The following is a 22,730-nucleotide window of genomic DNA, read 5'->3' as shown; positions in this document are numbered from 1 at the left end:
ACAGGACCCGCTGGGTCTGAGGATAAAAAGAAGCCCGGGACTCGATGGTCCCGGGTTATTGCTGTTATTTTAATGCGCTGCCGCCGAAGATAAACCGGTATTCCCAGTGCTTTCCTGCGAAATCGTCGATGCGGACGCCGCCCGATTCTTTCGAGTACGTGCTGAGAATCTTACCGTCGCCAAGGTAGATGGCTACATGGGAAATACGCTGATTGGACTTATCCTTCGGATAAGCGGACTTGCTGGTGCCTTTATAATCCATAAAGAACATCAGGTCGCCCGGCTTCAGGTTGTGCCAATCGGTTGATGTCTTACCGATATCTTTGACATAGTCGCCTTGACTGCGCGAGTCGCTTGGCAGCGTAATGCCGGCGCCGTCCTTAAAGGCTTGACGGACGAAATCGGAGCAGTCGAAGGTTTTCGTATTGGAACGGTCGGAGCCGTACTCATAGGGCGTGCCCAGATACTTTTTGCCGGCGCTGATGATTTTATTGACGAGCGCTGAAGTGTTGGAAGAACCGCTGTTCGAGCTGCCGCCTGAGTTGTTATTTGAGCTGCCACCGCTGCTGCTTCCGCCTGAGCCTGAACCGGAGGAGCTGACCTTAATATATTTGGAATCGGTGGATACGTAGCCGGTCTGCCCTTTGCTGTCACGGACCTTGTACCAATAGTCGTTCACCTTGGAGATCAGATCGACGATTTCGCCTTTCTTTAATAAGCGGATTGACTTGGATGACGTAGAAGCGCCTTCCCGGAAGTTCACGCCGCTAATAATCTCAGCTTTGGAGGAGCTGTTGGAGCTGCCACCGCTGCTGCTGCCGCCCGAGCTGGAGGCGTTGACCTTGATATATTGGGAGCTGGTGGATACATAACCGGTTTGTCCTTTGCTATCACGAACTTTGTACCAATAATCGTTCACTTTGGAGATCAGATCAACGGTTTCGCCTTTCTTCAGAAAACGAATCGATTTGGCCGAGGTGGAAGCCCCTTCTCTGAAGTTGACACTGCTGACAATTTCAGCGGTTGATGCGGCTTGGGCCGAGGTGGGAACGGCAATTCCGATTCCGGCAGTAAGAGTCGTAGCGAGTAGTAGTGCGGCAAGTTGTTTCTTCATCCTAGTAGATTACCTCCAGTTGTTCTATGATGTGATTCAAACCTTTATGTAAACGGCGCAGCTGGAATACAGCTTGGCCAAGGCTTGCCTGATCGGCTGCTGGAATGGAGTGAGGTGACGGACATTCGATTGAGTTGACATGTACCTGAGTTCCGGCCACAATGAAATAAGTAAGCTGTAAGGAGGCACGGAACATTGGGACTATGGACAATAGGCACCGCTGGTCATACAAGAGCAGCTGCTCTTGATTGCGGCTGCAGTAGCTGCAGGCTATGCGGCAATGAGAGTCCGTTTGCATAAAGCGCGGACAGAGACGAAGGACCAAATGAAGGCGCGTTTTTTTGAAGCGCTGCTGCTGTGGCTGGTCGTATGGAAGCTAAGCATCCTTGTATTTCAGATGCAGAGCGTTATAGATACCCCGTGGTCCCTGCTTTACCTTAGCGGCGGCAGTCAAGGAGCCTGGTTAGCTGGATTTGCCGTTATTGCTTATGTATGGATCCGGTGACCAAAAAACGCCAAGTTTTCCTATAAATATAGATTCGTGGCTTGTCTCGATTTTGGTGGGGTACCTTAGTTATCGGTTTTTAGAAATTTTGTTTTTAGAGGTAAATATACCCACAAATGGACTGGTTCTGCTAGCGGGGACGGTTTTGGCGGCCGTTGCTCTAAGAAAGCCTCCTCAGGCTGCGGGAAAAAGGATGCCGACGTTATTTATCGTCTTCATTGTTCTTCATGCCTTGATCAGCTCGGTGGCGTCCAACACATGGGAGAAATCGGGCTGGGGAACGGGAGCGGTCTTTGCCGAAGGCCAGAAGAACGGAATCGGCTTGGGGCAGCTGGCCCCGGATTTTGAGCTCACCACGCTGCAGGGAGAACCGGTGAAGCTGTCCGATTTTCGCGGAAAAAAAGTCGTATTGAATTTCTGGGCAACCTGGTGCCCGCCATGCCGTGTGGAAATGCCTCATATGCAGCGGTTCTACAGTGACTACAAGGATCGGAATGTCGTCATTTTATCGGTCGACGCGACCCATACGGAAGCCAGCAAAATCCCGGTGCAGGCCTTCGTGGATTACTGGGGGCTCACGTTTCCGGTCGTGCTGGATACGACGGGCGACATAGGCAAAATGTATCAGGTATCGGCTTACCCGGCCACCTACATACTGGATGAACAGGGGATCATACGCAAAAAGCACCCCGGCGCTATGGACCAGACGATGCTGGAAAAGGCAGTCGGCTCCTTTTAGAACCGGAGATGCTCTTATCGTGCAATATAAAAAAGAAGAGGCCGCCTTCCCATACCGGGGAGGCGGTCTCTTGCTGTATGCTTATCGCAGGAATGGAGCTATCGAATAAAAGCAAGCTTGCCGCCGTTCGGCTGCGGAATGTCGTTCCAGCGGCGCTGCCCGCCGTTAAACTGCGGAAGCCAAGGGCCCAGCGCCTCGAACATCTCGTCGCACATGCGCCAAACCTCGTCCGTTGTGCAGACGGCCGCCGTCAGCGGGTCATGGAGCACTGCCTGCTTCACGAGCTGCCGGTCTCCGGTCAAGGCAGCCTCAACCGTCATCTCTTGGACGGAGATGCTCGTGCGGCAGGTGGCTGCGCAGGCCAGCGGCAGATCGCCGATAAACGTAGGCTGGATACCGTTTCGGTCTACATAGCAAGGGATTTCGATCGTACTGCCATCAGGCAGATTGGTAATCAGACCGTCGTTGGCGATGTTGAAATGTCCGCGGTAGACGCGGCCGGTTTCCAGCGCTTCCAGAATGTAAGAGCCGTGCTCCTCCGATCGTTCCCCCAGCTTGATGAATTCCAGCTCGCCGTTCAGCCATTTCGGATAGTTCTCCTTGTATTCGTCCCCGCGGCTTAGACAATGGTTCAAATAACCTCCGGTTTCTCCGCCGATCCAGGAGTCTCGGCTGATCCACTGCTCCGTCTCTCCTGCCCGTTTACGGTACCAAGGCAGGTATTCGCTTAAGTGACCGTTGGATTCGGTAGAGAAGTACCCGAACCGCCGCAGCACATCGATACGGCAGGGCTCTCTGCGCGAAATGTCGGGATCCTTCTCCATCGCCTGCAAAATATCGGGCAGCAGATTGCGGCCTTGATGAGAAACCTGTACGAACCAGGTTTGGTGGTTGATGCCGGCTGCCGTAAAGTCGACCTCCTGCTTAGGCAGGCCAAGCGCCTTGGCAATCAGGGAATGGCTGTGCTGCACGCCGTGGCACAGCCCTACAACCCGCACGCCGCCGGCCCGGCGGACGGCCCAGGTATTCATCGCCATCGGGTTGCTGTAGTTGAGCAGCAGCGCGTTCGGCGCCAGCTCCCGCATATCCCGGGCGATATCGAGAAGCACCGGAATCGTGCGCAGCGCAAAGAAGATGCCGCCCGGTCCGAGCGTATCGCCAACGCATTGATCGACGCCGTAGCGCAGCGGGATTTCGATGTCGTGCTTGAAGGCTTCCAGCCCGCCGACACGGGCGGTGCAGAAGACGTAATCGGCGCCAGCAATCGCTTCCCGTTGGTTCGTTGTTGCTGTAATCGTGGCGGGCAGCTGATGCTTGGCTATCATTAGCCGGCACAGCTGCGTGACCATTTCCAGGTTCTCTTCATGAATATCCATGAAACGAAATTGCGCATCCCGGAATTCCTCAACGGCTAATATATCCATCATCAGCCTGCGGGTAAAGCCGATACTGCCTGCGCCGATCATAGCAATCTTTAACATAGATCCTCCTGCCTTTCGCCTATATGTATCAATGCTTTTTATTTCATTTTGCGGGCTTTCGGTTTGAACAGTTTTATCATAAAATAAATGGTAAGGGGTTACAAGGATAACATATTTTCGGAAGGAGGAAACTATATTGCTGTTTGCTCATGAGCAATGCGAGAGGTCCAGCTACGGCTTTAAATATTTGAGCGAGGCTGCGCTTCCCATCCGATTGATTAATATTGGCTGGGATCGGGTCATTTCACCCGCTTACCGATGGAACGGTCAAGAGCGGGGCGGAGGCTACGCTATTTTCCAGTACACTTTAGCCGGCAGGGGCGTGCTGAGATATGGGGATACCGTCTATACGCTGCCGAAGGACAGCGGATTTCTGGTCGTTGTGCCGAGCGACCACGAGTATTATTTGCCCGAGGATAGCGGGGAGTGGGAGTTTTTGTATGTAGTGGTGAACGGTATGGATGCGATGAACCATTTCTCCGATCTGATCCAGAAGCTGGGCCCGGTTGTTTCGTTTAAAGATCATATGGAACCCGTAGCGGCCCTCAGCAGCTTGTATGCGGACATATTTCATGATCCTCAGCTTGATAAATATGCGATTTCGTCCCGTTTGTATGCCATACTGATGGAACTGCACCGGTTGGGGGAAGGACGAGATATTGTACGGGCGGCCAAGGATTTGCCCGAGTCGATCCGTGCGGCGGTCAAGCTGATGAAGGCGAGATTTGCGCAGGACTTGTCGGTAGACGATATGGCGGAAGCGGCCGGCTTGACGAAGTATCATTTTTGCAGGCAGTTTCTCAAGAAGACGGGACTTAAGCCGAATCAATATTTGCGCAAGATTCGTGTAGAGCAGGCGGCATGGCTGTTGAGACATACAGGGAAGACGATCGATGCGATCGCCCAGGAGACCGGATTCGGCTATGCGAATTATTTCAGCAAAGTGTTCCGTTCCTTTGTGGGAGCGTCTCCGAATGAGTACCGGCTCGGGAAAAAGGTGGATCCCGTCTACTTCCTTAGAATCGAGCACTAGCCTGCCGAACAGGTGCGCAGCGCATAGGTTGCGGCGTTTGGCTGCAGATCTTGAAGAACTTGAAGGCCATACAGACACATGCCGCGGTCCGCAGCAGTGTCGAAGAAAGAATTTCCGGGGAGCGGGGACACGAGGAATAAGAGCAGAGTGGAAGGCCGGGCAGCAGCAGCTACCCGGCGTAACGCGCGTCAGGCCGCGGAACTCATAAGAAGGGCAGCGCCTATTTATGATAGCCGCTGCCGCAGTTTAGCAGGCCCTCGGCTTCAGGGCTGCCTGCTCCAGCCGTTCCAGCAAATGCTGAAGCAATGCCGCTGAATCTGCGCATCGGTGCATTTCTTTCCGGATGTGTTCGGCCTTCTGAATACAGGGGGCCTCAACCAGTTCATTTTCCCATCGTTCGAGCATCATTCCCATGCAGGAGGATGTCGTCTCCAGATGGAACTGCAGGCCGAGCACATGCTCTCCGTAAGCGAAGGCTTGCGCTCCGCAAGCTTCGGAATAGGCGAGCGGGACGGCATCGGCTGGAGGATCGAAGCGGTCGCCATGCCAATGAAACGAGTAGAACTGCTCGGGAATGCCTTCGAATAAAGGATGAGATCCCGAGGTCCGTCTGACCGGATGCCAGCCGATCTCCTTGAACTCGTTGCGGTAGACGCTGCCGCCTAGCGCCTCTGCCAGCAGTTGAGCGCCTAGGCAGATCCCGAGGACGGGCTTAAGACGGCTCACCGCGGAGCAGAGGAACTGCTTCTCGAGCTTAAGCCAAGAGTATGTGTCCTCCTGGTATGCGCTCATCGGGCCGCCGAGAACCACGAGCATATCGAATGCCTCCATGGCAACGGGAGGGAAGGAGACGCCGTCATGCTGAGGAATCAGCAGCGTTTGCGTAGTATGACCTTTCCTTGCCGCCCAGCGGGTAATAACCGATTCATCATCGAAATCGAAATGCTTGAATAAAAGTATTCGCAAGGAGTCCCCACCCTATCGTCATCCGGCTGCGGAAGAGCCGTTTTTCTAAATACGGTCTATTTATGGCTATGACCGTATTGTAGGGGATAGGTGTCGAGCTGTCAACGGATAAAGCGTTGGGCCGATTGAGGTTTATAAAAAAGACAGGATGCGGGCCGCGTCCTGTCTTTTGCAAGCTATTTTGTCCGTTCACGGCTCAAGACGGAGCCGGTATCTTTTGCGGGGACGCCCTCGGGGATGAGGGGTATCCTCTCCAATAATCTCCGCAAAGCCGGCGGCTTCCAGCTGAATGAGGATTCTTCGCGCGCTTCTCGGCATGATCTGCAGGTGCTGGGCAAGCTCATGGGCGCTCAGCTCGTCCGAACCGAGCTTGCCCAGCACAGATTCGATTTTGCTTAAGGTGGCTACGCTGAGGGAGGATTGGTCGCTGGCGGCTTGGAGGTCCTGTGAAACGGACGAATAAGACAATTGCTCCGCCTTCCCGAGGGAACCGAGGATCGTCTTATCTTCCAGCAGAACCATCCAGGCGCCATCTTCCTGTTCTCTCGCATGGAGCAGCGCTTTTCCCGCCAAAATTTCCGCCTCGTACACGCTCCGTCCGATACCGATGCCGCTGCGGAACGGCTTCGCACCGGAATCCTGCCCGGTCAGCTGCTCCGGCAGCGCGGTAAAACGGCGTGTCGCCTCGCTGATGGCGCCGCGGGTTGTAAAAACGGCGAACCTGCCCGACCCGGCCGGTTTGAGCGAGCCCTGCACCAGCTTCGCATAGCTTAGCAGCTCCCGGGTCATATCGAGCTCCTTCCGGTACAGCTCGTCTGTCGAAAACATTTCCTTGGTCAGCCCGGCGAATGGATCGGCTTCCATCAATTGAACGGCCACTTGCGCTTCCTTGAAACGAAGCGTCTCTTGATTGCGCAGCGCGGCATGGAGCACGCCCTCAATGGAAGCGTCGGTAGGGGTGACGCGGTAAACCGGAACGCCGAGCGCCTCCAGCTTTTGCTGTACGAGCCATACACAGGTAACCGCCGCTTGCGTATGCCCTTCCTTCCATAGCCGATGATGGAACTCGACAAGCTCGGCATCGGAGCCCGTATAGGCTATCAGATGCAGGGGCGCCTGCTCCATGCCCAGCTCCTTGAAGATTTGCTTCAGCTCACGGGGTTCAAACAAATCGAAGCTGAGCTCTCCGCAGCCGAGCTGTTTATCGTAAAATATACGACATAGAGTCCGGTACAAACCGATCCCGGAGTAGGGGATATAGTACATGGGCGTGCCCGCATCCTGGGCTTGCAGCGCTTTTTGGTAGGGAAGAGGGCCGGAGAACAGCCAGGCATCCACCCGGTCCTTATGCAGCTCCAGCAGCCCCGGGATTTCCTCGAAGCTTGTATGGATCAGGGGAAGGCAGTGGAGCTCGGGAAAGCTGCGAATGACGGAGAGCACCTGTTCCATCGTGTCTTCTACGCCGACATAGCCGAGTCTTAGCTTCAAGTGCAGTCGACTCCTTTCTGACAAGCAGCTCTTTACCATAAGAAGCTGCCCATAATAAAAGAGCCTGTTGAGAGGGCTCAACAGGCCTGACGGATTTTTCTGTATATGAGGATCTCCGTCCGTTAAGGGATTGATGTCAATAGATTAGTCGGAATGATGATTCGTCGGCATCGCTTCCGGCGAAGTCAATTTATCGTAGAACTCTACGTATTTGTCCTTGTCCTGGCTGGCACGAAGAGCCATCGCGGCACGCGGATGCTCGTTCAAGGCACCTGCGATCATGTAAGGAATATTGTAGCCCCATTCCACTTTCTCGCGGGTAGGCACCAGGTGTCTCTCGATCAGGTCGAGCACCGGACGAACGTCATATTTCGGGTTTTTCAAGTTGCTGAGCAGCAGCTCGGTAGTGCAGTTGCCGGCAGCGCGGCCCATGCCGTATACGGAAGCGTCAAGGAATTCTACGCCTTTTCTTGCAGCCATCAGCGTATTGGCGAAAGCAAGCTGCATATTGTTGTGCATATGCACGCCCAGTCTTTTCTCAGGGAGGAGACGCTGGAATTTCGCTACCAGGTAATCGATGTCGCTGTAGTCCATGCTGCCGTACGAATCGACAACGTATACTACGTCTACCGGGCTTTTAGCGATCTCTTCCAAAGCTTCGGCCAGCTCATTCTCCATAACATGAGAAAGCGCCATAATGTTGATGCTTGTTTCGTAGCCGTAGCCGTGGAATTTATCCACCAGCTCCAGAGCCTTGTCCACATCTTTGATATAGGTAGCCACACGGATCATATCCAGGAAGCTCTGCTCGCGCGGCAAAATGTCGTTTTCATCGACGCGGCCGATATCAACAAGTGCGGACAGCTTCGTGTCGGTTTTCGTTTTGATAACTTCCTTCAGGAAATCCTCGTTCAAAAAGCGCCATGGTCCCGCATCCGCGCCTTTCAGCAGCTTGGCGGAGTTTTTATAACCGACTTCCATATATTCAACACCGGCTTCACTTAAGCCTGCGTACATATCCTGCACCATTTTTACGCTGAAATCCCAGTTATTGACGAGGCCCCCGTCACGAATCGTGCAATCCAAAATTTTGTGATTGTTGTCTCTTGTCATCATATCTTTTCTCCTCTCAATCTATGACCGTCTTTGTTTGACTGAAGCAGGACGGCCGCTGCCGGTTCCGCTCTTTAGGACTTTGTGGCTTTTTAGCTTTTTAGCTTTTAAGCGATAAAGTAACTTTGTATGTATATATCTTTACACATCATTAAGTACTTTGTCAATGATAACAAATGGAATCTTCATTGACAACCCGGAGTTATCAATGAGATAAATAATTATATAGGTTAACGATTCGAAAAAATGAACCTGTGCAAGGAGTCACATGTGCTCAGACAGGAAACGGTTGGATAGGAGATGGAACCATGCGGCTGAAATATAATTTGTGCTTTATCCGCCAGGGGAACCGGTTGCTGATGCTGAACCGGGCCAAGCCTCCTCTGGTAGGCTTATGGCATGGGGTCGGAGGCAAGCTGGAGCCCGGAGAAACGCCTTACGCCAGCGTGCTGAGAGAAGTCCGTGAGGAAACGGGCATTGCGTTGGCGGAAGCGCGCTTTGCGGGTGTCGTGACATGGGAGGCTGACGGCGGCGGTTTGGGAGGCATGTATGTCTACATAGCCGAGCTCCCGGAGGCTGACCGTTCGGCGTTCCCCGCCCCGGTCGAAACAGCGGAAGGACTGCTCGCCTGGAAGGCCGTCGAATGGGTTACCCGGGCCGATAACCAGGGAGTTCCTGCGCATGTGCGACATTTTCTGACTCCTATGCTGGGCTCTTCTGAATGCTGGGATTACCGCTGCCTTTTCCACGAGGGAAGGCTGCTAAGCTGCGAGCCGCTTCCTTTGGACCCCGTCTTTGGCGAGGCAAGGTTCGGCTAAGCCGGGTCCTCAATAAAATAAGCCGTCCTTCCAGCAAGCGAAGGAACGGCTTATTCTTTTTGTCCGCGTCTACGGCGTCTTGATAATGGAGATCGTACCGAGAACCGGCAGCGGTTTCAATTGGCCGTTCGCCGCTTGAATGATGCCGATGATCGCCAGCACCAGCGTAGCCAAATTGGCAATCGGAAGCAGGATCCAGCCTATGAGAGGAATCAGTCCGAGTACGATGTTGGCTGCTATGGAGAAGATAAGCAGCACCAATCCCTGGTTGGCATGATACATGGCGAATCGGGACTGTCTGGCTGCAAGCAGCGGGAGAAAGAACAAGATGTAAGCAATCACCGCGATCCATTTGTTCTCGGATACGTCCGACGGATCGGCGGCTGGAAGGGCTTGGGTGCCGTCATTCGGTTCTTCACCGTAAGGGGCCACAGCGTTCACCTCTTTTTCTGCAGAGTGGGGAACCACCTGAATCATATCTCTTGGTATCATCCTATGCTCAGGTCCGGTGCCGTATGTCAGATAGGAAGGAATAAGAGGCCGCGGGTTCTAGGCTCGTCCTCGAATAAATCAGCCGTAACCGGGTATTCTAATCCAGACAATTCCTGTACAAGGATACGAAAGGACGAATCCGTATGAGCTCGGCACCGATATTTTTTGAATTCGAGAATGAACAATCGGCCGCTTTGGCGAGAGAAACGTTGGAGGAGCTCGGCTATCAGGCAGGTATGCATACGGAGATGCGGCATCCGACGCTTCATATCCAGGTCGACCACAGCGATTTGACGTCAGCGCTTGAAATCGCCCAGGCGCATGGAGGGACGCTTGTGGAGCAGACCTATGGAGTAAACGAGTCCGACACGTATGCTATGGCATACGAAGAAGCCGACTACATCCGGATTCCCGCGCATGTGGTGAACGAGGATTGGGAGGAGAGCTACGCTGCAGGTACAGCGGTCGCCGGAACGGAGACGGCCAGCTCGGCGGATGGCGCAGCCGGACAAGCTTTTGACCCATCAGGTGAAGATTACGACTATTTTGATGCCGGTGTGCATCTATAAAGGCAGACGAAAGCAGAATCAGCGGAATGCCGAGGGCGGACCGCTGATTCTTTTTTCCCTGGAGGGGTTTGCGGCCTGCAGAAGAAAGTTCAGCCGCAAAGCTGCTTTTGAACCCCTGCCTGAATGTAGCGCTGCAGCCAAAGGATTGACCGCGGAAAACAAAGTTTCCCCCTGCCTAAACTTCGTTGCAAAGGTAAAACTGTTTCTCTAGACCCACAACGGATTCATTTGTTATGATGAGGTCGGCTTTACAGACAGCTTGTTCGAAACATGGAGTTGGAGGAGTGCCGCACGTGGACACATATGATAATCTGAAGCAGGGAGAGAGAGGCGCTTGGGTTAGTATTGTAGCGTATATCGTCCTTTCTGCGTTCAAAATTAGCATGGGCTATTTTACGGGCTCCGAGGCATTAACTGCGGATGGTGTAAACAATACGACGGACATTATCGTTTCCCTGGCCGTCCTGATCGGCCTCCGTATTTCCCGGAAGCCGCCGGATGAGGATCATCCCTACGGCCATCTGCGGGCGGAGACGATCGCTTCGCTGGTCGCGTCGTTCATTATGTTCGCGGCAGGCATTCAAGTGCTGGTGCAGGCAGGCAAAAGCTTTCTGTCGCCGGATCGTCAGGCGCCGGACATGCTTGCTGGCTGGGTCGCGCTCATCGCCGCGGTATGCATGTGGGGCGTGTACATATATAACCGGCGCCTGGCAGAGCGGATTAACAACCAGTCGCTGATGGCAGCGGCCTATGACAACCGTTCGGACGCCTTGGTCAGTATCGGGGCCGCCGTCGGTATTTTCGGTTCCCGCTTCGGTTTTCCGATGCTTGATTCGATCGCAGCGTTTGCTGTCGGCGTAGTCATTTGTAAGACGGCTTGGGACATCTTCTCGGATGCGACACATGCGCTGACCGACGGCTTCGACGAGCAGAAGCTGCAGGTGTTTCAAGAGACGGTCCGGCAGACTCCCGGCGTCAAAGGAATTAAGGACATCCGGGCCCGCGTGCACGGCAGCAGCGTGCTGCTCGATGTTGTCGTGGAAGTGAGCGCAGAGCTTAGCGTAGAGCAGAGCCACAATATCAGCGACGATATCGAACGCCGGATGCATACGAAGCACAGCATCGATAACGTTCATGTCCATATCGAGCCTTATTTGCACGAACGGGGATAGAGGAGTCTGGCAGCAGGCAAGCCCTAGGGAGTATAATCAAAAGCGCAGAAAGCCGCAATAGCTGGAATTAGCTATTGCGGCTTTTGTAATGTTAATGAGCGCCAACACATGGCAGCTGAATAGAGCAGCGGCCTTCTGAACCGCCGCCCCGTCCGTCCATCGGCCGGAGGTTCGAATCCCTCCTGGCTCCCGGGACGTTATGCACCATAAATGTGCTGCTGCCAGCTAAGAGCAAGAGACTTTTGGTTCATCAGGTGAAAGGTTAACCCTGCAAATCGCCGGAGGCTGCTGCAGCCGCACTCATGCCTGCGGTATAGCCCGTCGTAAAGGCGGCCGTAATGTTGTATCCGCCTGTATAGCCGTGAATATCAAGAATTTCGCCGCAGAAGAATAACCCATGCTTCCGCTTGGACATCATGGTCTTCGGATCGATTTCCTTCAGATTAATGCCGCCGCCGGTGACGAACGCTTCTTCTATGGACAGCGTCCCGTTGACCTCGATCGGAAACGCCTTCAGCAGCTTGGCGAAATCCATCCACGGCTGCTTCGGAATATGATCGAACGTGATGTCGCCGGGCAGGCCGGCTTTCTCCAGAAGCAGGGGAACGAGCCTTTCGGACACTGCCGATTTCAGCACGTTTTTAATCTGCTTGCGCGGATCCTCCTGGGCCAGACGGAGGGTGGACTGATACAGCTCGTCCGCAGACTGTTCAGGGAACAGGCCCACAGTCATACGCACGGTTCCTCCTCCTTGCTGCTTCAGCGCCTTAACGACAAACTGGCTGCAGCGGAGGACGGCGGGACCGGAGATGCCGAAGTGCGTAAAGAGCATATCGCCTTCATGCTCAATCAGCTTCTTCCCTTTGCCGTTCCAGACGGCGAGCGTAATGCTGCGCAGGGCGAGCCCTTGCAGCTCTTTGCTGCGGATAAAAGGCTCCTTCGAGGTGATCGGCACCTCGGTCGGGTACAGCTCCGTGATGGTGTGGCCGGCCTTTTCGGCCCAAGGGTATCCGTCGCCGGTAGAGCCCGTATGCGGCACCGATTTGCCGCCGGTGGCGATAATAACGGTGCGCGATTCGATCCGCCGGCCGTTATGAAGCTCGATGCCCAGCACTTGTTCCTCCCCGTACAGCACCCGGCGAACCGGCTGGTTGATCCGGATTTCCACGCCTAGACTTTTCACCTTCCCGATCAGGGCGTCAACCACGGTTTTGGCCTTATCGCTGACGGGAAACATGCGGCCCCGGTCTTCTTCCTTGAGGGCAATGCCGAGCCCTTCAAAAAACGCGATAATGTCCTTGTTGCTGAAGTTGGCGAAAGCGCTGTGCAGAAAACGCCCGTTGCCGGGAATATGCCGGATCAGCTCGTCGATTTCCTTGGCATTCGTAACGTTACAGCGGCCGCCTCCGGAGATGCCCAGCTTGCGTCCGAGCTTGTCCCCCTTGTCGATCAGCAGGACACTCGCGCCGTGCGATGCGGCGGCAATACAGGACATTAGGCCGGAGGGCCCGCCGCCGATAACGATAACATCGTAAGACATATTGGATAACTCCTTATAGGCTGTATGCTTGCAGCTGCCCGCCCCGCTTGGGCAGGTTCAGCTTCTCCCATCTTACTCTTTTTGGCTCAGGGGAAGCAAACGAGAGACCGCAGAAGCTGTCAGACGCAGTAACTCGTGACTCCGCTAGTATCTATAGAGAATTAAAGCTTTAGACTTGATTTTGCTGGTTCTGCATAGCTTTTCGGTTCCACGTTAGGAAACTGAATCATTTCGCAGGAGTTCAATGATCTGCGGAACGGATGGATTTTTTCCTGGCATTACTTTATTCTAATGACGACCTTTCCCTTGGCTCTGCCACTTTCCAGGTAATTAAATGCTTGCCCGGCTTCTTGCAAAGGATACACCTTATCCACAATAGGTTTAATGAGACCACCTTCCATAAATTCCTTTAAAACCTTCAGTTGCTCTCCGCTCGGTTTCATAAAAAGGAAGTGATACTTCGTTTGGCTCTTCTCCTCCAGGGCTTTGATCTTACGGCTCGCGAGGGACAAGATGGCTGTCTTCATCCAACCCAACTGCGCTTCTTTTCCGAATCTGGCGTTCGGTATGCCGGAGATGGATACGATTTGTCCGCCCGGTTTCAGTATGCGGAATGATTTTTCCAAGGCTTCTCCGCCCAAAGTATCGAAAACTGCGTCATATCCGGTAAGCATGTCTTCAAAATTTTCTGTTTTATAATTAATAACGAGATCGGCCCCCAGCGATTTGACTAATTCGTAGCCTTTTTCGCTTGCTGTGGCGGCAACATAAGCACCCATCAGCTTAGCCAATTGGATGGCAAAAGTTCCTACGCCTCCCGAACCTGCGTGAATCAGAATTTTTTGGCCCTTGCGAAGATTTAATAGATCAACAAAGGCTTGGTAAGTCGTAAGGCCAATCAGCGGTATCGATGCCGCCTCTTCAAAGGTGAGATTGTGCGGCTTCAGCCCGATATCTTCCTCATGAACAGCAATAAATTCTGCCAATGTTCCGATCCGGTTTTTGCGGGGTCTTCCGTACACTTCATCTCCAGGTTTAAATGTATTCACCCGATCGCCAACCTTGACTACAACTCCGGAGAAATCATTGCCCAAAATTAGAGGAAACTTGTAATTCAATAGGAATTTCATTTTTCCTTCCTTAATTTTATAGTCAATAGGATTTAAGCTGGCTGCGTGAATTTCCACCAGCACATCATGTTCTCCAATATTCGGCAGGGGTCGTTCTGCCATCACTAAGGGGACATTTTTTCCGTATTTCTCAATGATCATAGCCTCCATTTAATATCACTCCATATTTGATTATTAGTTTAAACGTATGAACCAAATGGCGAAAAAAATTTGACTGCAGTATTCGCTTAAGTCTCTTGGTAATCACTGAGCCCGGTTGCATTCGTCTTCAACGGCAGTAATTAATGATTTGAGTTGTTCAAGTGGTTTACGGACAGTCAGTACGTAATAGTTTTCTACGCCTTTTTTTTCGGATTTAATAAAACCGGACTGTTTCAACACCTTTAAGTGATGAGAGACAGCCGGTCTGGACAAATTTATATGGCCTGCTATTGTATTAACGTTAAGCCCCGGTTTGTTCTGTGCCAGCAGCATAATAACAGCTTGACGGTTTTCATCGGTCAGCACTTCCAGTAGTGGGATACAATCTTTAAATTGCTGTAAAATATCCTCGGTTTGCCGGCTCATACGTTCCACCTCTTAGTTCATTCGTTTAATCTCTTAAACGTAATTATAGCCGTTTTTTTAATAAAATCAAGCAGAGAAAGAATGGGTCCCCAAATCTCGAACCTCTCAAGTCTGCACCAGCCAGCACATCTCCGCAAGTATACGTGCGTGCTTTTTACGAGAAAACGTACCGTTGATAAGGATAGGGGCCTAGTTCACAGAACCCGTATCGGCGGACCGGTTTTTCCTCGTATGCTTTAAGATGAAGAAGACGGCGGCTAAAACGCTGGGAAGCCAGAGAAGCTTCAAGCCGTAAGTATACAGGAGCGTGCCCATAGCCACGGCGTGATCGCCGACATAACGTCCCACGGTGAAAAATATTAGCGTCCACACAAAGCCGGTGCTGTAAGAGATCAGCGCGTAGCGGCGAAAGGTCATCCGATTCACTCCGACGAGATAAGGCATGACATGACGGACTACCGGGAAAAAGTAGCTGAGGCAGAGGGCGAAGCTCCCGTATGTGTGTACGAGCCGCTCTGAAATTTGGATATAGCGGCCCAGATTCTTCTTGCGGCGGAGCCGGCCGAGGACAGGTGCTCCGATCCACCGTCCCAGCACGTAACCGAGCGACAAACCGGTCACGACACCCAGGTACGTCATTATAAAAGCGGGCAGCGGCTGCAGCAGGCCGCTCGTCGTAACTCCTCCTCCGGTCATAACAATGACCTCATCGGGAATCGGCATACCAACGATCCCCAGCCACAGCGAGAAGAAAAGTGCGGCATATCCGAAAGGTGCCGATCATGGACAGCAGTGTTTCATAATTCATCCTGTAGAGTCCCCCTTCTTGACGTGGTACAGCTTGTTGGAAGCAGAAGCTCCTGCTTGCAACGATTTTTATCGTACCGGAAAACTCTTAGGAACAAGCGGGGGAAATTCTTAATTCATTCTGAAGATTGTTTGCTCTGAGACGCAGACAAAGTCAAAGAACCCGGCAGCTGTCTGCCGGGCGAGAGCATTTTTTACATAGTCGGCTTCATCGCCCTGTTCAAGATCTTGGAGGACGTTTCTTGGCGCTTTGGTGCTTGCTTGTCAGATGACCCGCTTGGGCCCGCTGACGCCTGCTTCTTTGTCTGCTCCGCTGTTTGTCGGCCTCTTGATTCAGCGTCTTGGACATGGGCTCAGGAATATACAACACCTCGCCGGGAAAGATGGTGCTCGATCCCGACAATTGATCATTGTAAGTGAGCAGATCGGATACGCTGACGCCGAATCTTTGTGAAATTAAGTATAGGGAGTCGCTGAACTGAACGACGTAAAAGCGGCCATGCAGCTTGAGCAGGTTTCTATTGACTGCAATTCGCATGGAAATCACCTCTTCGGATAGGCATTTATCCTTTAGTCTATGTGAATGCCTATCTCCGGGGCACGGCGAATGCCTAGAAAGCGGCAGGTCATAATAAATAGAGGGAAGCCGTGCTTTCCTGCTGCCAATTTTTGAAGCTGCGGTTGGAAATGAACGTTAGAAGCATACTACGTGTTAAAAGAAGAAAGGAGCTTACTTATGGAAAATAACATTTCGGCATCCAAGGAACAACAACAGCAAGCTCAGCAAAATAAACAAAAATCAAGCCAGGCCGCCGAAACGGCAGGCACCGACAAGAAGCTGCGCGAACCGAACCGTCCGTCCGTCTAAGCCTTTGGGCACTAAGGAATGGAAGGAGGAAGTCAAGCATGGACCGTCATGAACAGGGGAAACCGGTGCAGCCCGTAGCCGGTAGTAAAGATAACAGCGAGCTGGATCCGTTCGAAATTAATTTTTTGCCGCAGTTTAAGGAAGGAGCCGGAGCCTAAGGAGCCCTTCGTTAATTCCCAAGGTGTTGTGATTGGGGATCATGTATATGGATCGCCGCAGTCTCCGCTGGAGAATTGGTCCAAGGATGTCGATCCGGTCGTGATGGCAGGAGATGAGTGGGTTCATCCTTACAAGGATATCGGATTTCATACAAGCGAAAACCTGGATCTGTTCGAGAAAGGGATAGCGCCGCAGGGCGGTATGTTCACGCACCCGGATAAGGATGCTGCGTACCCGGCCTACAATGCTCCGAACGAGGCTACGAAAAAGAAGATGAAATCTCCAAAAAAATAGGAGTGTCTTTTTCGTGCTACATGCTTTGCTTTCATTCCAAGCCGATGTATAATGGAACATATGATAGTTTGTATACCCTTATGTAGGTAAAGGAGTGAAAGACAGTTATGCAATTTCAATTTGATTCATACATGAGAGATATGGTTCAACCGATGCGCGATGATTTGACCCGTATCGGCATTACAGAGCTTCGTACCCCGGAGGAAGTCGTTGAGAATCTGGAGGACTCCAAAGGAACGGCGCTGCTCGTTATCAATTCCGTGTGCGGCTGTGCAGCCGGTCAATGCCGTCCAGGCGTGGCCAAAGCACTGCAGCATGAAGTGAAGCCGGACCACCTGTACACTGTGTTTGCGGGGCAGGATAAAGAAGCAACGGCTAAAGCGCGTGAGTACCTGGCGCCTTATCCTCCGTCTTCGCCTTCGATCGCACTGTTCAAGGACGGTCAACTGGTGCATTTCATTCAGCGCCATCAGATCGAAGACCGCTCCGCGGAAATGATTGCCGGCGATCTGATCGCCGCTTTCGAAGCTCATTGTAAATAATAAGCTTACAAGATCGACTCCCGCTCGTCCTGGCTTGCTGCTTGGATGAGAGCGGGAGTTTTTTGTTGTTTAAGAAGTGATGCGCGAAACGATGTGCATGGTAAATCCATGGAAACGAAACGGGGACCTCCGGAAAGGAACCGGAACAAGCCTTGGGGGCTTATTTTCACTTTTGGGAGACTTTGTTCAAAGGTCTTGCAATGGCATAGCGGAGTTCTCTATACTTAAAGGAAAACGATGGGAAAGGTGGCCCAAACATGAGCTTACAGCAGGAGATTATTGCGAAGCTTGGCGTGAAGCCGGATATCAATGTAGATGAGGAAATCCGCAAGCGCGTCGATTTTTTGAAAGAGTACACGCTTAAAGCCGGAGTGGACGGGCTGCTGATTGCCATCAGCGGCGGGATTGACAGCGCGGTAGCGACAGGGCTGTGTGTTCAAGCCACCAATGAGCTGACGGAAGAGAAGGGCAGAGAATACAAAACCGTCGGTGTCTTCCAGCCCTATGGCGAGCAGGTGGACATCGCGGACAGCTATGCAGTGGCGGAAGCGTTCAAGCTGAAATATAAAATCGAAACGAACATCGAAGAAGCGGTCAATGAAATCGCGCTGGAGGCCGAATACGGACTGAAATCGATCGGAGAGCATCGTCATCTGAGCCGCGGAGGCAAAGGCAACGTAAAAGCAAGAACGCGCATGGTGCTGCAATATGCGTTGGCTTTCGAGCTTAATTTACTTGTCGTCGGAACGGATCATGCATCGGAAGCTATTACGGGCTTTTTTACCAAATACGGGGACGGAGCGGTCGATATTACTCCGCTGAGCACCTTGAACAAGCGGCAGGTGCGTTTGCTCGCCGCGAAGCTGGGCGTTCCGCAAAGCATACTGGATAAGGCGCCTACGGCGGGCTTATGGGAAGGGCAGACGGACGAGTCGGAGCTTGGCATTTCATACGATGCGAACAGTGCCTACCTCGAAGGCAAAGACATTGATGCCGCTGCCCAAGAGAAGCTGGAGAAGCAGTACCTGAAGACCGAGCATAAGCGCGCGGGAATCCCGGGAATTTAATGAAAGCTGTAATGAAATTCGTTAATTGTATGAATGGAACCGAAATGGGGTAGCCCTGCACGATGATTATTGGAATAGGAACCGACCTGCTGGCAATTGAGCGCATTCGCTCGATTTTGTCCCAGTCGTCGGCGGACCGCTTCCTGGAGCGGGTGCTGACGCCCGGGGAAAGGGAGCTTGCCGCCCGCCGCCAAGGCAGGCTTGCCGAGTTTGTCTCCGGCCGTTTCGCGGCCAAGGAGGCCGTAAGCAAAGCGTTTGGCTGCGGGATCGGCAAGCAGCTGTCGCTGCAGGATATGGAGGTGCTGCCGGATGCGCTCGGCAAGCCCGTCTGCCGCATTTCCGAGGCCGCGCTGGCCCGTCTGCAGCTTGACTCAGATGCGGGAGCGGTGAAGGTGCATCTCAGCATTACGCATACGGATACGACGGCCATGGCCTATGCGGTCGTGGAGCGGGTATAGCACGGGCCGCACTTAGCTTGCGGATTGGCCGCTGCGGTACACAGGACAGCCCCACCCCGGAACATGTAAAACAAGTTCCGGGGTGTTTGGCGCGTCCGAGGGTTCGAGGGCCGTCTAGCTAAGCGTATGCCGGAGAGAGGAGCCGCAGTATTCGTTCATCCTGGGCAGGGCGGCCGCATTCGTTTTGGGCAGCTTATGGCCATGATGGAGCGCATAGTGGTATCGTGGCCGCTAGCGCCCGTTCCTTTGGGTTCGGCCACTGGACGCCCGGACGGCAAAAAAGCCCGGCAATCCCCGCTGGGCTGAGCTAAGCAGGGATTGCCGGGCTGGGGCAGATACAAAGAGCAACGCCTTCTGCGCCGGGCCCTGCTTACTTTTTAGCTGCAAGCCATCCGGCTAAGGCATCGACCTCGTCCGGCTTCAGCTTGGAACCGAAGGCGGGCATGCCATTTCCGCCGTTCGTAATTTGATGGGCGATCTGCTCCTTGCTGAGCTTGGAGCCGATCTTTTGCAGGTTCGTCTCCGGGCCGACCTTTCCCTCCAGGTTGCCGCCGTGGCAGGACAAGCAGGTCTGCTTGTACACCGCCTGCACCTGCTCGGGAGCCGAAGTCAGCTCTGCGTTCGAGCTGGCGGCGGGGGTTTTGGCGCCGCCGAACGGCTCTTGGCCGCTCGGGGCCGCGCCGCAGCCGCTCAGCGCTGCAGCCAACAGAAGGGAGCATGCGCTCAGCATGCCCAGCTTGTATGCTTTCATGTGTCCTATCCCTCCGAGAATCGTCATTTCATGATCCGCCGCTACTCCTGCGCGGATCGGTCAATGGTTAGCGTACAAGAGTAGCGGCGGGAAGTCAAACGCTGCCCAAATGCCTTCCCAGATCGTTTTTAGCCGAAGAGACTAGCTCCGGTTCACGACGGGGGCAAAGCGGTGCTTTTTGGCGTAATCGCGCGGCGAGACGCCGGTTACCTTTTTAAAGATACGGCTGAAATAAAATTCGTCTGTGTACCCGACGCTGTTCGCAATCGATTTCAGTCTGTAATCGTAGAGAACGAGCAGTTCCTTGGCGCGGTCGACGCGCAGATGCGTCAAGTAATCGATGGGGCTGTAGCCGATAAATTTCTTGAATAACCGGGAATAATGGCTTACGCTTAAGCCCGCCATCTGGGCCAGGCCCTCCAGCGTTAGAGGCTCCTGGTAATGACCGACCATATAATCCTGCGTCAGCTCGATCGCCGCGGTGGTGTCGCCGGCAATCTTTTGGGCGCGGAAGTCTTGAATCAAGGTGAGGAAAAACTCCAGCAGCAATATTTTTCTCCGCATCGCCGTCATATGTCCTCTGCGTTTCCACGACGTATCCAACTGCTCGAACAAATAAATCAGCTGCGGCGTGTTGGTTACGGTATACATGCCCTCGAGCGGAAAAGCCGACTCTGTGGAGCTTCGGTAAATCCACTGTTCCTTCTCCTCGTAAGTTTCCGTATAATGAAAACGGAGAAAGTAATATTCAAGAGGCTGCTCGGGGTCTGTCTGTCGTTCGACGACCATGCCGGGACTGAAAGCGAAAAACTTTCCCGGCTCCGCAGGATAGAGCGTGCCGTTGATCGTAAAGGTGCCTTTGCCTTTAATAACCAGCCAGATGGAGTGGTGCTGAATGGTCCGGGGCAGCTGATGCCATTCCGGATTGCATTTCTGATGTCCGACCAGCAGGATCGATATGACCAGCTTGTTCAGTCGGGCCGCCAGCTCACCGGGAGTTAACATACGCCTCAATCCTCCGATGGATATTTCCATTATTATACCATAATCGTTTGCATATAGAAGGAGACCTCATGGATACAGAACAGAAGAAAACGTACTTTTCAACAGAGCTGCTTGCCTGGTACCGGAAGCATCGCAGGGCACCTGCCCTGGCGCCGGAGCCGGAATCCGTATTATATCTGGATTTCTGAAGTCATGCTGCAGCAGACGCGAGTCGACACGGTCATCCCGTACTTCCACCGGTTTATCGAACGGTTTCCGACGGTAGAGTCGCTGGCCGAAGCGCCGGAAGAGGATGTGCTGAAGCTGTGGGAAGGCCTTGGCTACTACTCTCGCGCCCGAAATCTGCAGGGAGCCGTGAGGGAGGTTCATGAGCGGTACGGAGGGATCGTGCCGAACACGAAGGAAGAAATCTCCTCGCTGAAAGGCGTAGGTCCATATACGTCAGGTGCCGTGCTGAGCATTGCCTACAATATTCCGGAGCCGGCGGTGGACGGCAATGTTATGCGGGTGCTGTCGAGATATTTTCTGATCGAGGAAGACATTATGAAAGGCAGCACGCGGGTATTGATGGAAAAGCTCGCGAAGGAGCTGATTCCCGATGGAGCGGCGGGCGATTTCAACCAGGGACTGATGGAGCTGGGCGCGCTCGTATGCACTCCGCGTTCGCCGCACTGTCTGACCTGTCCGGTCATGGCGCATTGCGCCGCAAGGGAAGCGGGGATGGAAGAGGCGCTGCCTGTGAAAAAGAAGGCCAAGCCGCCTCGTCCCGAGCACCGGATGGCCGCCCTGATCGAAGGCACCGGCGCACAGGCCGGACGAGTGCTTATACGCCAGCGGCCGCAGGAAGGGCTGCTGGCCCGCATGTGGGAGCTGCCGCATGCGGAGGTTCCGTTTGCTTACGCAGCGGCGAGTGCCGAGCCGACGATTGTCGAGCTGCAGCCGTCCGTATCGGCTCTGGCCGATCGGCTGGCGGAAGAGACGGTTGCGATAGAGCCGGAGCGCTGGTTTATGAAGACGGAGCATACGTTCAGTCATATTCACTGGGAGATGCAGGTGGTGGTATGCAGGCTTGCCTCTTCGCTCCTGCCTTCCGGTTCGGAATTCCCGCTCCCCTCGCATTATCAATGGCTGGATAGGGAGAGCATGGGGCAGTATGCGTTTCCGAACGTGTTTCTCCGTATTTTGAACCGGTATTTTGATTCGCTGGATTAACTGTTTAACTATTTAACCGTTTTTCGCGGCAGCCCTCCCGGCAAGATGCGAACGTGCCGCCTGGGATGAAGGGGAGATGCGGGTTCAACTGCCTCTGTCACCCGTTTCTGGTCTCAGCAGAGAAGAATGCGGGTTATACGGAGGCCGTTTTGTGCTTCAGCTTCTCCAGATTGCGGATGAAGACCATCTTTTTCTCAACAGCGATGATCTGTTCCTCCTGCAGCTCCTGCAGTACCTTCGTCACGGATTCCCTGACCGTCCCCGCCATATTCGCCAGCTGCTGATGAGTCAGCTTCATATTGATCAGCAGCTGCCCTTTATAGTCGATGCCATGCTCTTCCGCCAGCCGGCAAAGCACTTTGATCGTACGCGACCGCACGTCAAGAAAGGTAAGATCGTAAATCTGTTCATTGGCTTTGCGCAGCCGGTCCATCGTCATTTCCAATAGCTTCAGGCTCAGCTTCGGCGTCCGCTCCAGAAACTGGGTGAAGGCCTGCCGCGACAAGCTGTGCAGCGTGGTGGCCTCCAGCGTTTCGGCCGTTGCCGACCGGGTAAGCCCTTTTTGAATCAAGGACATTTCCCCGAAGAAATCGCCCTCATCGAACAGCGATAAAATAATTTCCTTCACATGATCAATCCGGTATACCTTAACCAGACCGGTCTCAATAATAAATAATTCATCCCCCATATCGCCTTCAAAAAATAAAACGGTGTTCTTCTTAAATTTGCGTTCCACGAATAAAGGCGCGATGCCTTCCAGCTCGTCGTCCGATAAATCTTGAAACAAAGGTACGTTTTTTAATAAACGAAGCATGATACTCATAGCCGGGCTCATCTCTT

At 53.3% G+C, this 22,730-nt stretch carries 25 protein-coding genes and 1 pseudogene; 12 read left to right on the top strand and 14 right to left on the bottom strand.

Features of this window, described 5'->3' with window-relative positions; genetic code table 11:
• Window positions 1-64 precede the first annotated feature (64 nt).
• Entirely contained in the window at window positions 65-1,114 is a 1,050-nt protein-coding gene (locus ACHHV8_RS34075) for a C40 family peptidase (protein WP_395163894.1), read from the bottom strand.
• Between the two features lie 244 nt (window positions 1,115-1,358).
• On the opposite strand from ACHHV8_RS34075, the gene ACHHV8_RS34070 reads away from it, so the two are divergent.
• Both ACHHV8_RS34070 and ACHHV8_RS34065 read left to right on the top strand, forming a co-directional pair.
• Complete coding sequence (locus ACHHV8_RS34070; protein ID WP_395163893.1) at window positions 1,359-1,619, top strand: hypothetical protein; 261 nt, start codon at window positions 1,359-1,361, stop codon at window positions 1,617-1,619.
• A gap of 193 nt (window positions 1,620-1,812) precedes the next feature.
• Window positions 1,813-2,358 (top strand): peroxiredoxin family protein, encoded by a 546-nt coding sequence (locus tag ACHHV8_RS34065; protein ID WP_395163892.1) that lies wholly within the window; start codon window positions 1,813-1,815, stop codon window positions 2,356-2,358.
• Window positions 2,359-2,456: 98 nt separating this feature from the next.
• On the opposite strand, the gene melA is transcribed toward ACHHV8_RS34065, so the two are convergent.
• Window positions 2,457-3,839 carry an alpha-glucosidase/alpha-galactosidase gene (gene melA / locus ACHHV8_RS34060; RefSeq protein WP_395163891.1) on the bottom strand — a complete coding sequence of 461 codons (1,383 nt, stop codon included), beginning with the start codon at window positions 3,837-3,839 and terminating at the stop codon, window positions 2,457-2,459.
• 136 nt (window positions 3,840-3,975) lie between these two features.
• On the opposite strand from melA, the gene ACHHV8_RS34055 reads away from it, so the two are divergent.
• Window positions 3,976-4,872 carry a helix-turn-helix domain-containing protein gene (locus ACHHV8_RS34055; RefSeq protein ID WP_395163890.1) on the top strand — a complete coding sequence of 299 codons (897 nt, stop codon included), beginning with the start codon at window positions 3,976-3,978 and terminating at the stop codon, window positions 4,870-4,872.
• A gap of 246 nt (window positions 4,873-5,118) precedes the next feature.
• Here the strand turns inward: ACHHV8_RS34055 and ACHHV8_RS34050 are convergent, their stop codons facing one another.
• From ACHHV8_RS34050 to ACHHV8_RS34040, 3 genes are all read right to left on the bottom strand, one after another.
• Window positions 5,119-5,838, bottom strand: a complete 720-nt coding sequence (locus tag ACHHV8_RS34050) for a type 1 glutamine amidotransferase (protein WP_395163889.1) — start codon at window positions 5,836-5,838, stop codon at window positions 5,119-5,121.
• Between the two features lie 189 nt (window positions 5,839-6,027).
• Window positions 6,028-7,326 carry a helix-turn-helix domain-containing protein gene (locus ACHHV8_RS34045; RefSeq protein ID WP_395163888.1) on the bottom strand — a complete coding sequence of 433 codons (1,299 nt, stop codon included), beginning with the start codon at window positions 7,324-7,326 and terminating at the stop codon, window positions 6,028-6,030.
• Window positions 7,327-7,470: 144 nt separating this feature from the next.
• Complete coding sequence (locus tag ACHHV8_RS34040; protein WP_395164301.1) at window positions 7,471-8,439, bottom strand: aldolase catalytic domain-containing protein; 969 nt, start codon at window positions 8,437-8,439, stop codon at window positions 7,471-7,473.
• 308 nt (window positions 8,440-8,747) lie between these two features.
• Between ACHHV8_RS34040 and ACHHV8_RS34035 the strand changes: the two genes are divergently transcribed.
• On the top strand, window positions 8,748-9,257 hold the full coding sequence (locus ACHHV8_RS34035; RefSeq protein ID WP_395163887.1) for an NUDIX hydrolase: 510 nt from the start codon (window positions 8,748-8,750) through the stop codon (window positions 9,255-9,257).
• Window positions 9,258-9,326: 69 nt separating this feature from the next.
• Here ACHHV8_RS34035 and ACHHV8_RS34030 read toward each other — a convergent pair whose 3' ends face one another.
• Window positions 9,327-9,734 (bottom strand): DUF4870 domain-containing protein, encoded by a 408-nt coding sequence (locus tag ACHHV8_RS34030; RefSeq protein WP_395163886.1) that lies wholly within the window; start codon window positions 9,732-9,734, stop codon window positions 9,327-9,329.
• Window positions 9,735-9,892: 158 nt separating this feature from the next.
• On the opposite strand from ACHHV8_RS34030, the gene ACHHV8_RS34025 reads away from it, so the two are divergent.
• Entirely contained in the window at window positions 9,893-10,318 is a 426-nt protein-coding gene (locus ACHHV8_RS34025) for a hypothetical protein (protein WP_395163885.1), read from the top strand.
• Window positions 10,319-10,611: 293 nt separating this feature from the next.
• On the top strand, window positions 10,612-11,490 hold the full coding sequence (locus ACHHV8_RS34020; RefSeq protein WP_395163884.1) for a cation diffusion facilitator family transporter: 879 nt from the start codon (window positions 10,612-10,614) through the stop codon (window positions 11,488-11,490).
• 262 nt (window positions 11,491-11,752) lie between these two features.
• Here the strand turns inward: ACHHV8_RS34020 and ACHHV8_RS34015 are convergent, their stop codons facing one another.
• The 5 genes from ACHHV8_RS34015 to ACHHV8_RS33995 all read right to left on the bottom strand — a co-directional run bounded on the left by ACHHV8_RS34015 (window position 11,753) and on the right by ACHHV8_RS33995 (window position 16,072).
• Window positions 11,753-13,030 carry a BaiN/RdsA family NAD(P)/FAD-dependent oxidoreductase gene (locus ACHHV8_RS34015; protein WP_395163883.1) on the bottom strand — a complete coding sequence of 426 codons (1,278 nt, stop codon included), beginning with the start codon at window positions 13,028-13,030 and terminating at the stop codon, window positions 11,753-11,755.
• 278 nt (window positions 13,031-13,308) lie between these two features.
• Window positions 13,309-14,310: an NADP-dependent oxidoreductase gene (locus ACHHV8_RS34010; protein WP_395163882.1), complete on the bottom strand. Its 1,002-nt coding sequence runs from the start codon at window positions 14,308-14,310 to the stop codon at window positions 13,309-13,311.
• 93 nt (window positions 14,311-14,403) lie between these two features.
• Window positions 14,404-14,727 (bottom strand): ArsR/SmtB family transcription factor, encoded by a 324-nt coding sequence (locus tag ACHHV8_RS34005; protein ID WP_395163881.1) that lies wholly within the window; start codon window positions 14,725-14,727, stop codon window positions 14,404-14,406.
• A 189-nt stretch (window positions 14,728-14,916) separates the two neighbouring features.
• On the bottom strand, window positions 14,917-15,450 hold the full coding sequence (locus ACHHV8_RS34000; protein ID WP_395163880.1) for a DedA family protein: 534 nt from the start codon (window positions 15,448-15,450) through the stop codon (window positions 14,917-14,919).
• A gap of 304 nt (window positions 15,451-15,754) precedes the next feature.
• A complete protein-coding gene (locus ACHHV8_RS33995; protein ID WP_395163879.1) occupies window positions 15,755-16,072 on the bottom strand; it encodes a LysM peptidoglycan-binding domain-containing protein in 318 nt (105 codons plus the stop codon).
• Window positions 16,073-16,270: 198 nt separating this feature from the next.
• On the opposite strand from ACHHV8_RS33995, the gene ACHHV8_RS33990 reads away from it, so the two are divergent.
• The 5 genes from ACHHV8_RS33990 to acpS all read left to right on the top strand — a co-directional run bounded on the left by ACHHV8_RS33990 (window position 16,271) and on the right by acpS (window position 18,922).
• A complete protein-coding gene (locus tag ACHHV8_RS33990; protein ID WP_395163878.1) occupies window positions 16,271-16,402 on the top strand; it encodes a hypothetical protein in 132 nt (43 codons plus the stop codon).
• Between the two features lie 186 nt (window positions 16,403-16,588).
• Window positions 16,589-16,855: a DUF3905 domain-containing protein gene (locus tag ACHHV8_RS33985; RefSeq protein ID WP_395163877.1), complete on the top strand. Its 267-nt coding sequence runs from the start codon at window positions 16,589-16,591 to the stop codon at window positions 16,853-16,855.
• 107 nt (window positions 16,856-16,962) lie between these two features.
• A complete protein-coding gene (locus ACHHV8_RS33980; RefSeq protein WP_395163876.1) occupies window positions 16,963-17,397 on the top strand; it encodes a BrxA/BrxB family bacilliredoxin in 435 nt (144 codons plus the stop codon).
• A gap of 257 nt (window positions 17,398-17,654) precedes the next feature.
• Window positions 17,655-18,464 carry an ammonia-dependent NAD(+) synthetase gene (gene nadE / locus ACHHV8_RS33975; protein WP_395163875.1) on the top strand — a complete coding sequence of 270 codons (810 nt, stop codon included), beginning with the start codon at window positions 17,655-17,657 and terminating at the stop codon, window positions 18,462-18,464.
• Window positions 18,465-18,526: 62 nt separating this feature from the next.
• Window positions 18,527-18,922: a holo-ACP synthase gene (gene acpS / locus ACHHV8_RS33970; protein WP_395163874.1), complete on the top strand. Its 396-nt coding sequence runs from the start codon at window positions 18,527-18,529 to the stop codon at window positions 18,920-18,922.
• Window positions 18,923-19,292: 370 nt separating this feature from the next.
• On the opposite strand, the gene ACHHV8_RS33965 is transcribed toward acpS, so the two are convergent.
• Together ACHHV8_RS33965 and ACHHV8_RS33960 are read right to left on the bottom strand one after the other, a co-directional pair.
• On the bottom strand, window positions 19,293-19,673 hold the full coding sequence (locus tag ACHHV8_RS33965; protein ID WP_395163873.1) for a c-type cytochrome: 381 nt from the start codon (window positions 19,671-19,673) through the stop codon (window positions 19,293-19,295).
• 141 nt (window positions 19,674-19,814) lie between these two features.
• Window positions 19,815-20,678 carry an AraC family transcriptional regulator gene (locus ACHHV8_RS33960; protein WP_395163872.1) on the bottom strand — a complete coding sequence of 288 codons (864 nt, stop codon included), beginning with the start codon at window positions 20,676-20,678 and terminating at the stop codon, window positions 19,815-19,817.
• Between the two features lie 68 nt (window positions 20,679-20,746).
• Here ACHHV8_RS33960 and mutY point away from each other — a divergent pair.
• Window positions 20,747-21,890 (top strand): annotated as a pseudogene (gene mutY / locus ACHHV8_RS33955) (A/G-specific adenine glycosylase).
• A 133-nt stretch (window positions 21,891-22,023) separates the two neighbouring features.
• Here the strand turns inward: mutY and ACHHV8_RS33950 are convergent.
• Window positions 22,024-22,713 carry a Crp/Fnr family transcriptional regulator gene (locus ACHHV8_RS33950; protein ID WP_395163871.1) on the bottom strand — a complete coding sequence of 230 codons (690 nt, stop codon included), beginning with the start codon at window positions 22,711-22,713 and terminating at the stop codon, window positions 22,024-22,026.
• Between the last annotated feature and the right edge of the window lie 17 nt (window positions 22,714-22,730).

This window comes from Paenibacillus sp. TAB_01 (assembly GCF_043945595.1).
Lineage (GTDB): Bacteria > Bacillota > Bacilli > Paenibacillales > NBRC-103111 > Paenibacillus_S.
Note: the sequence above shows the minus strand (reverse complement) of the source record. Positions and strands in the feature narration are given on the sequence as shown.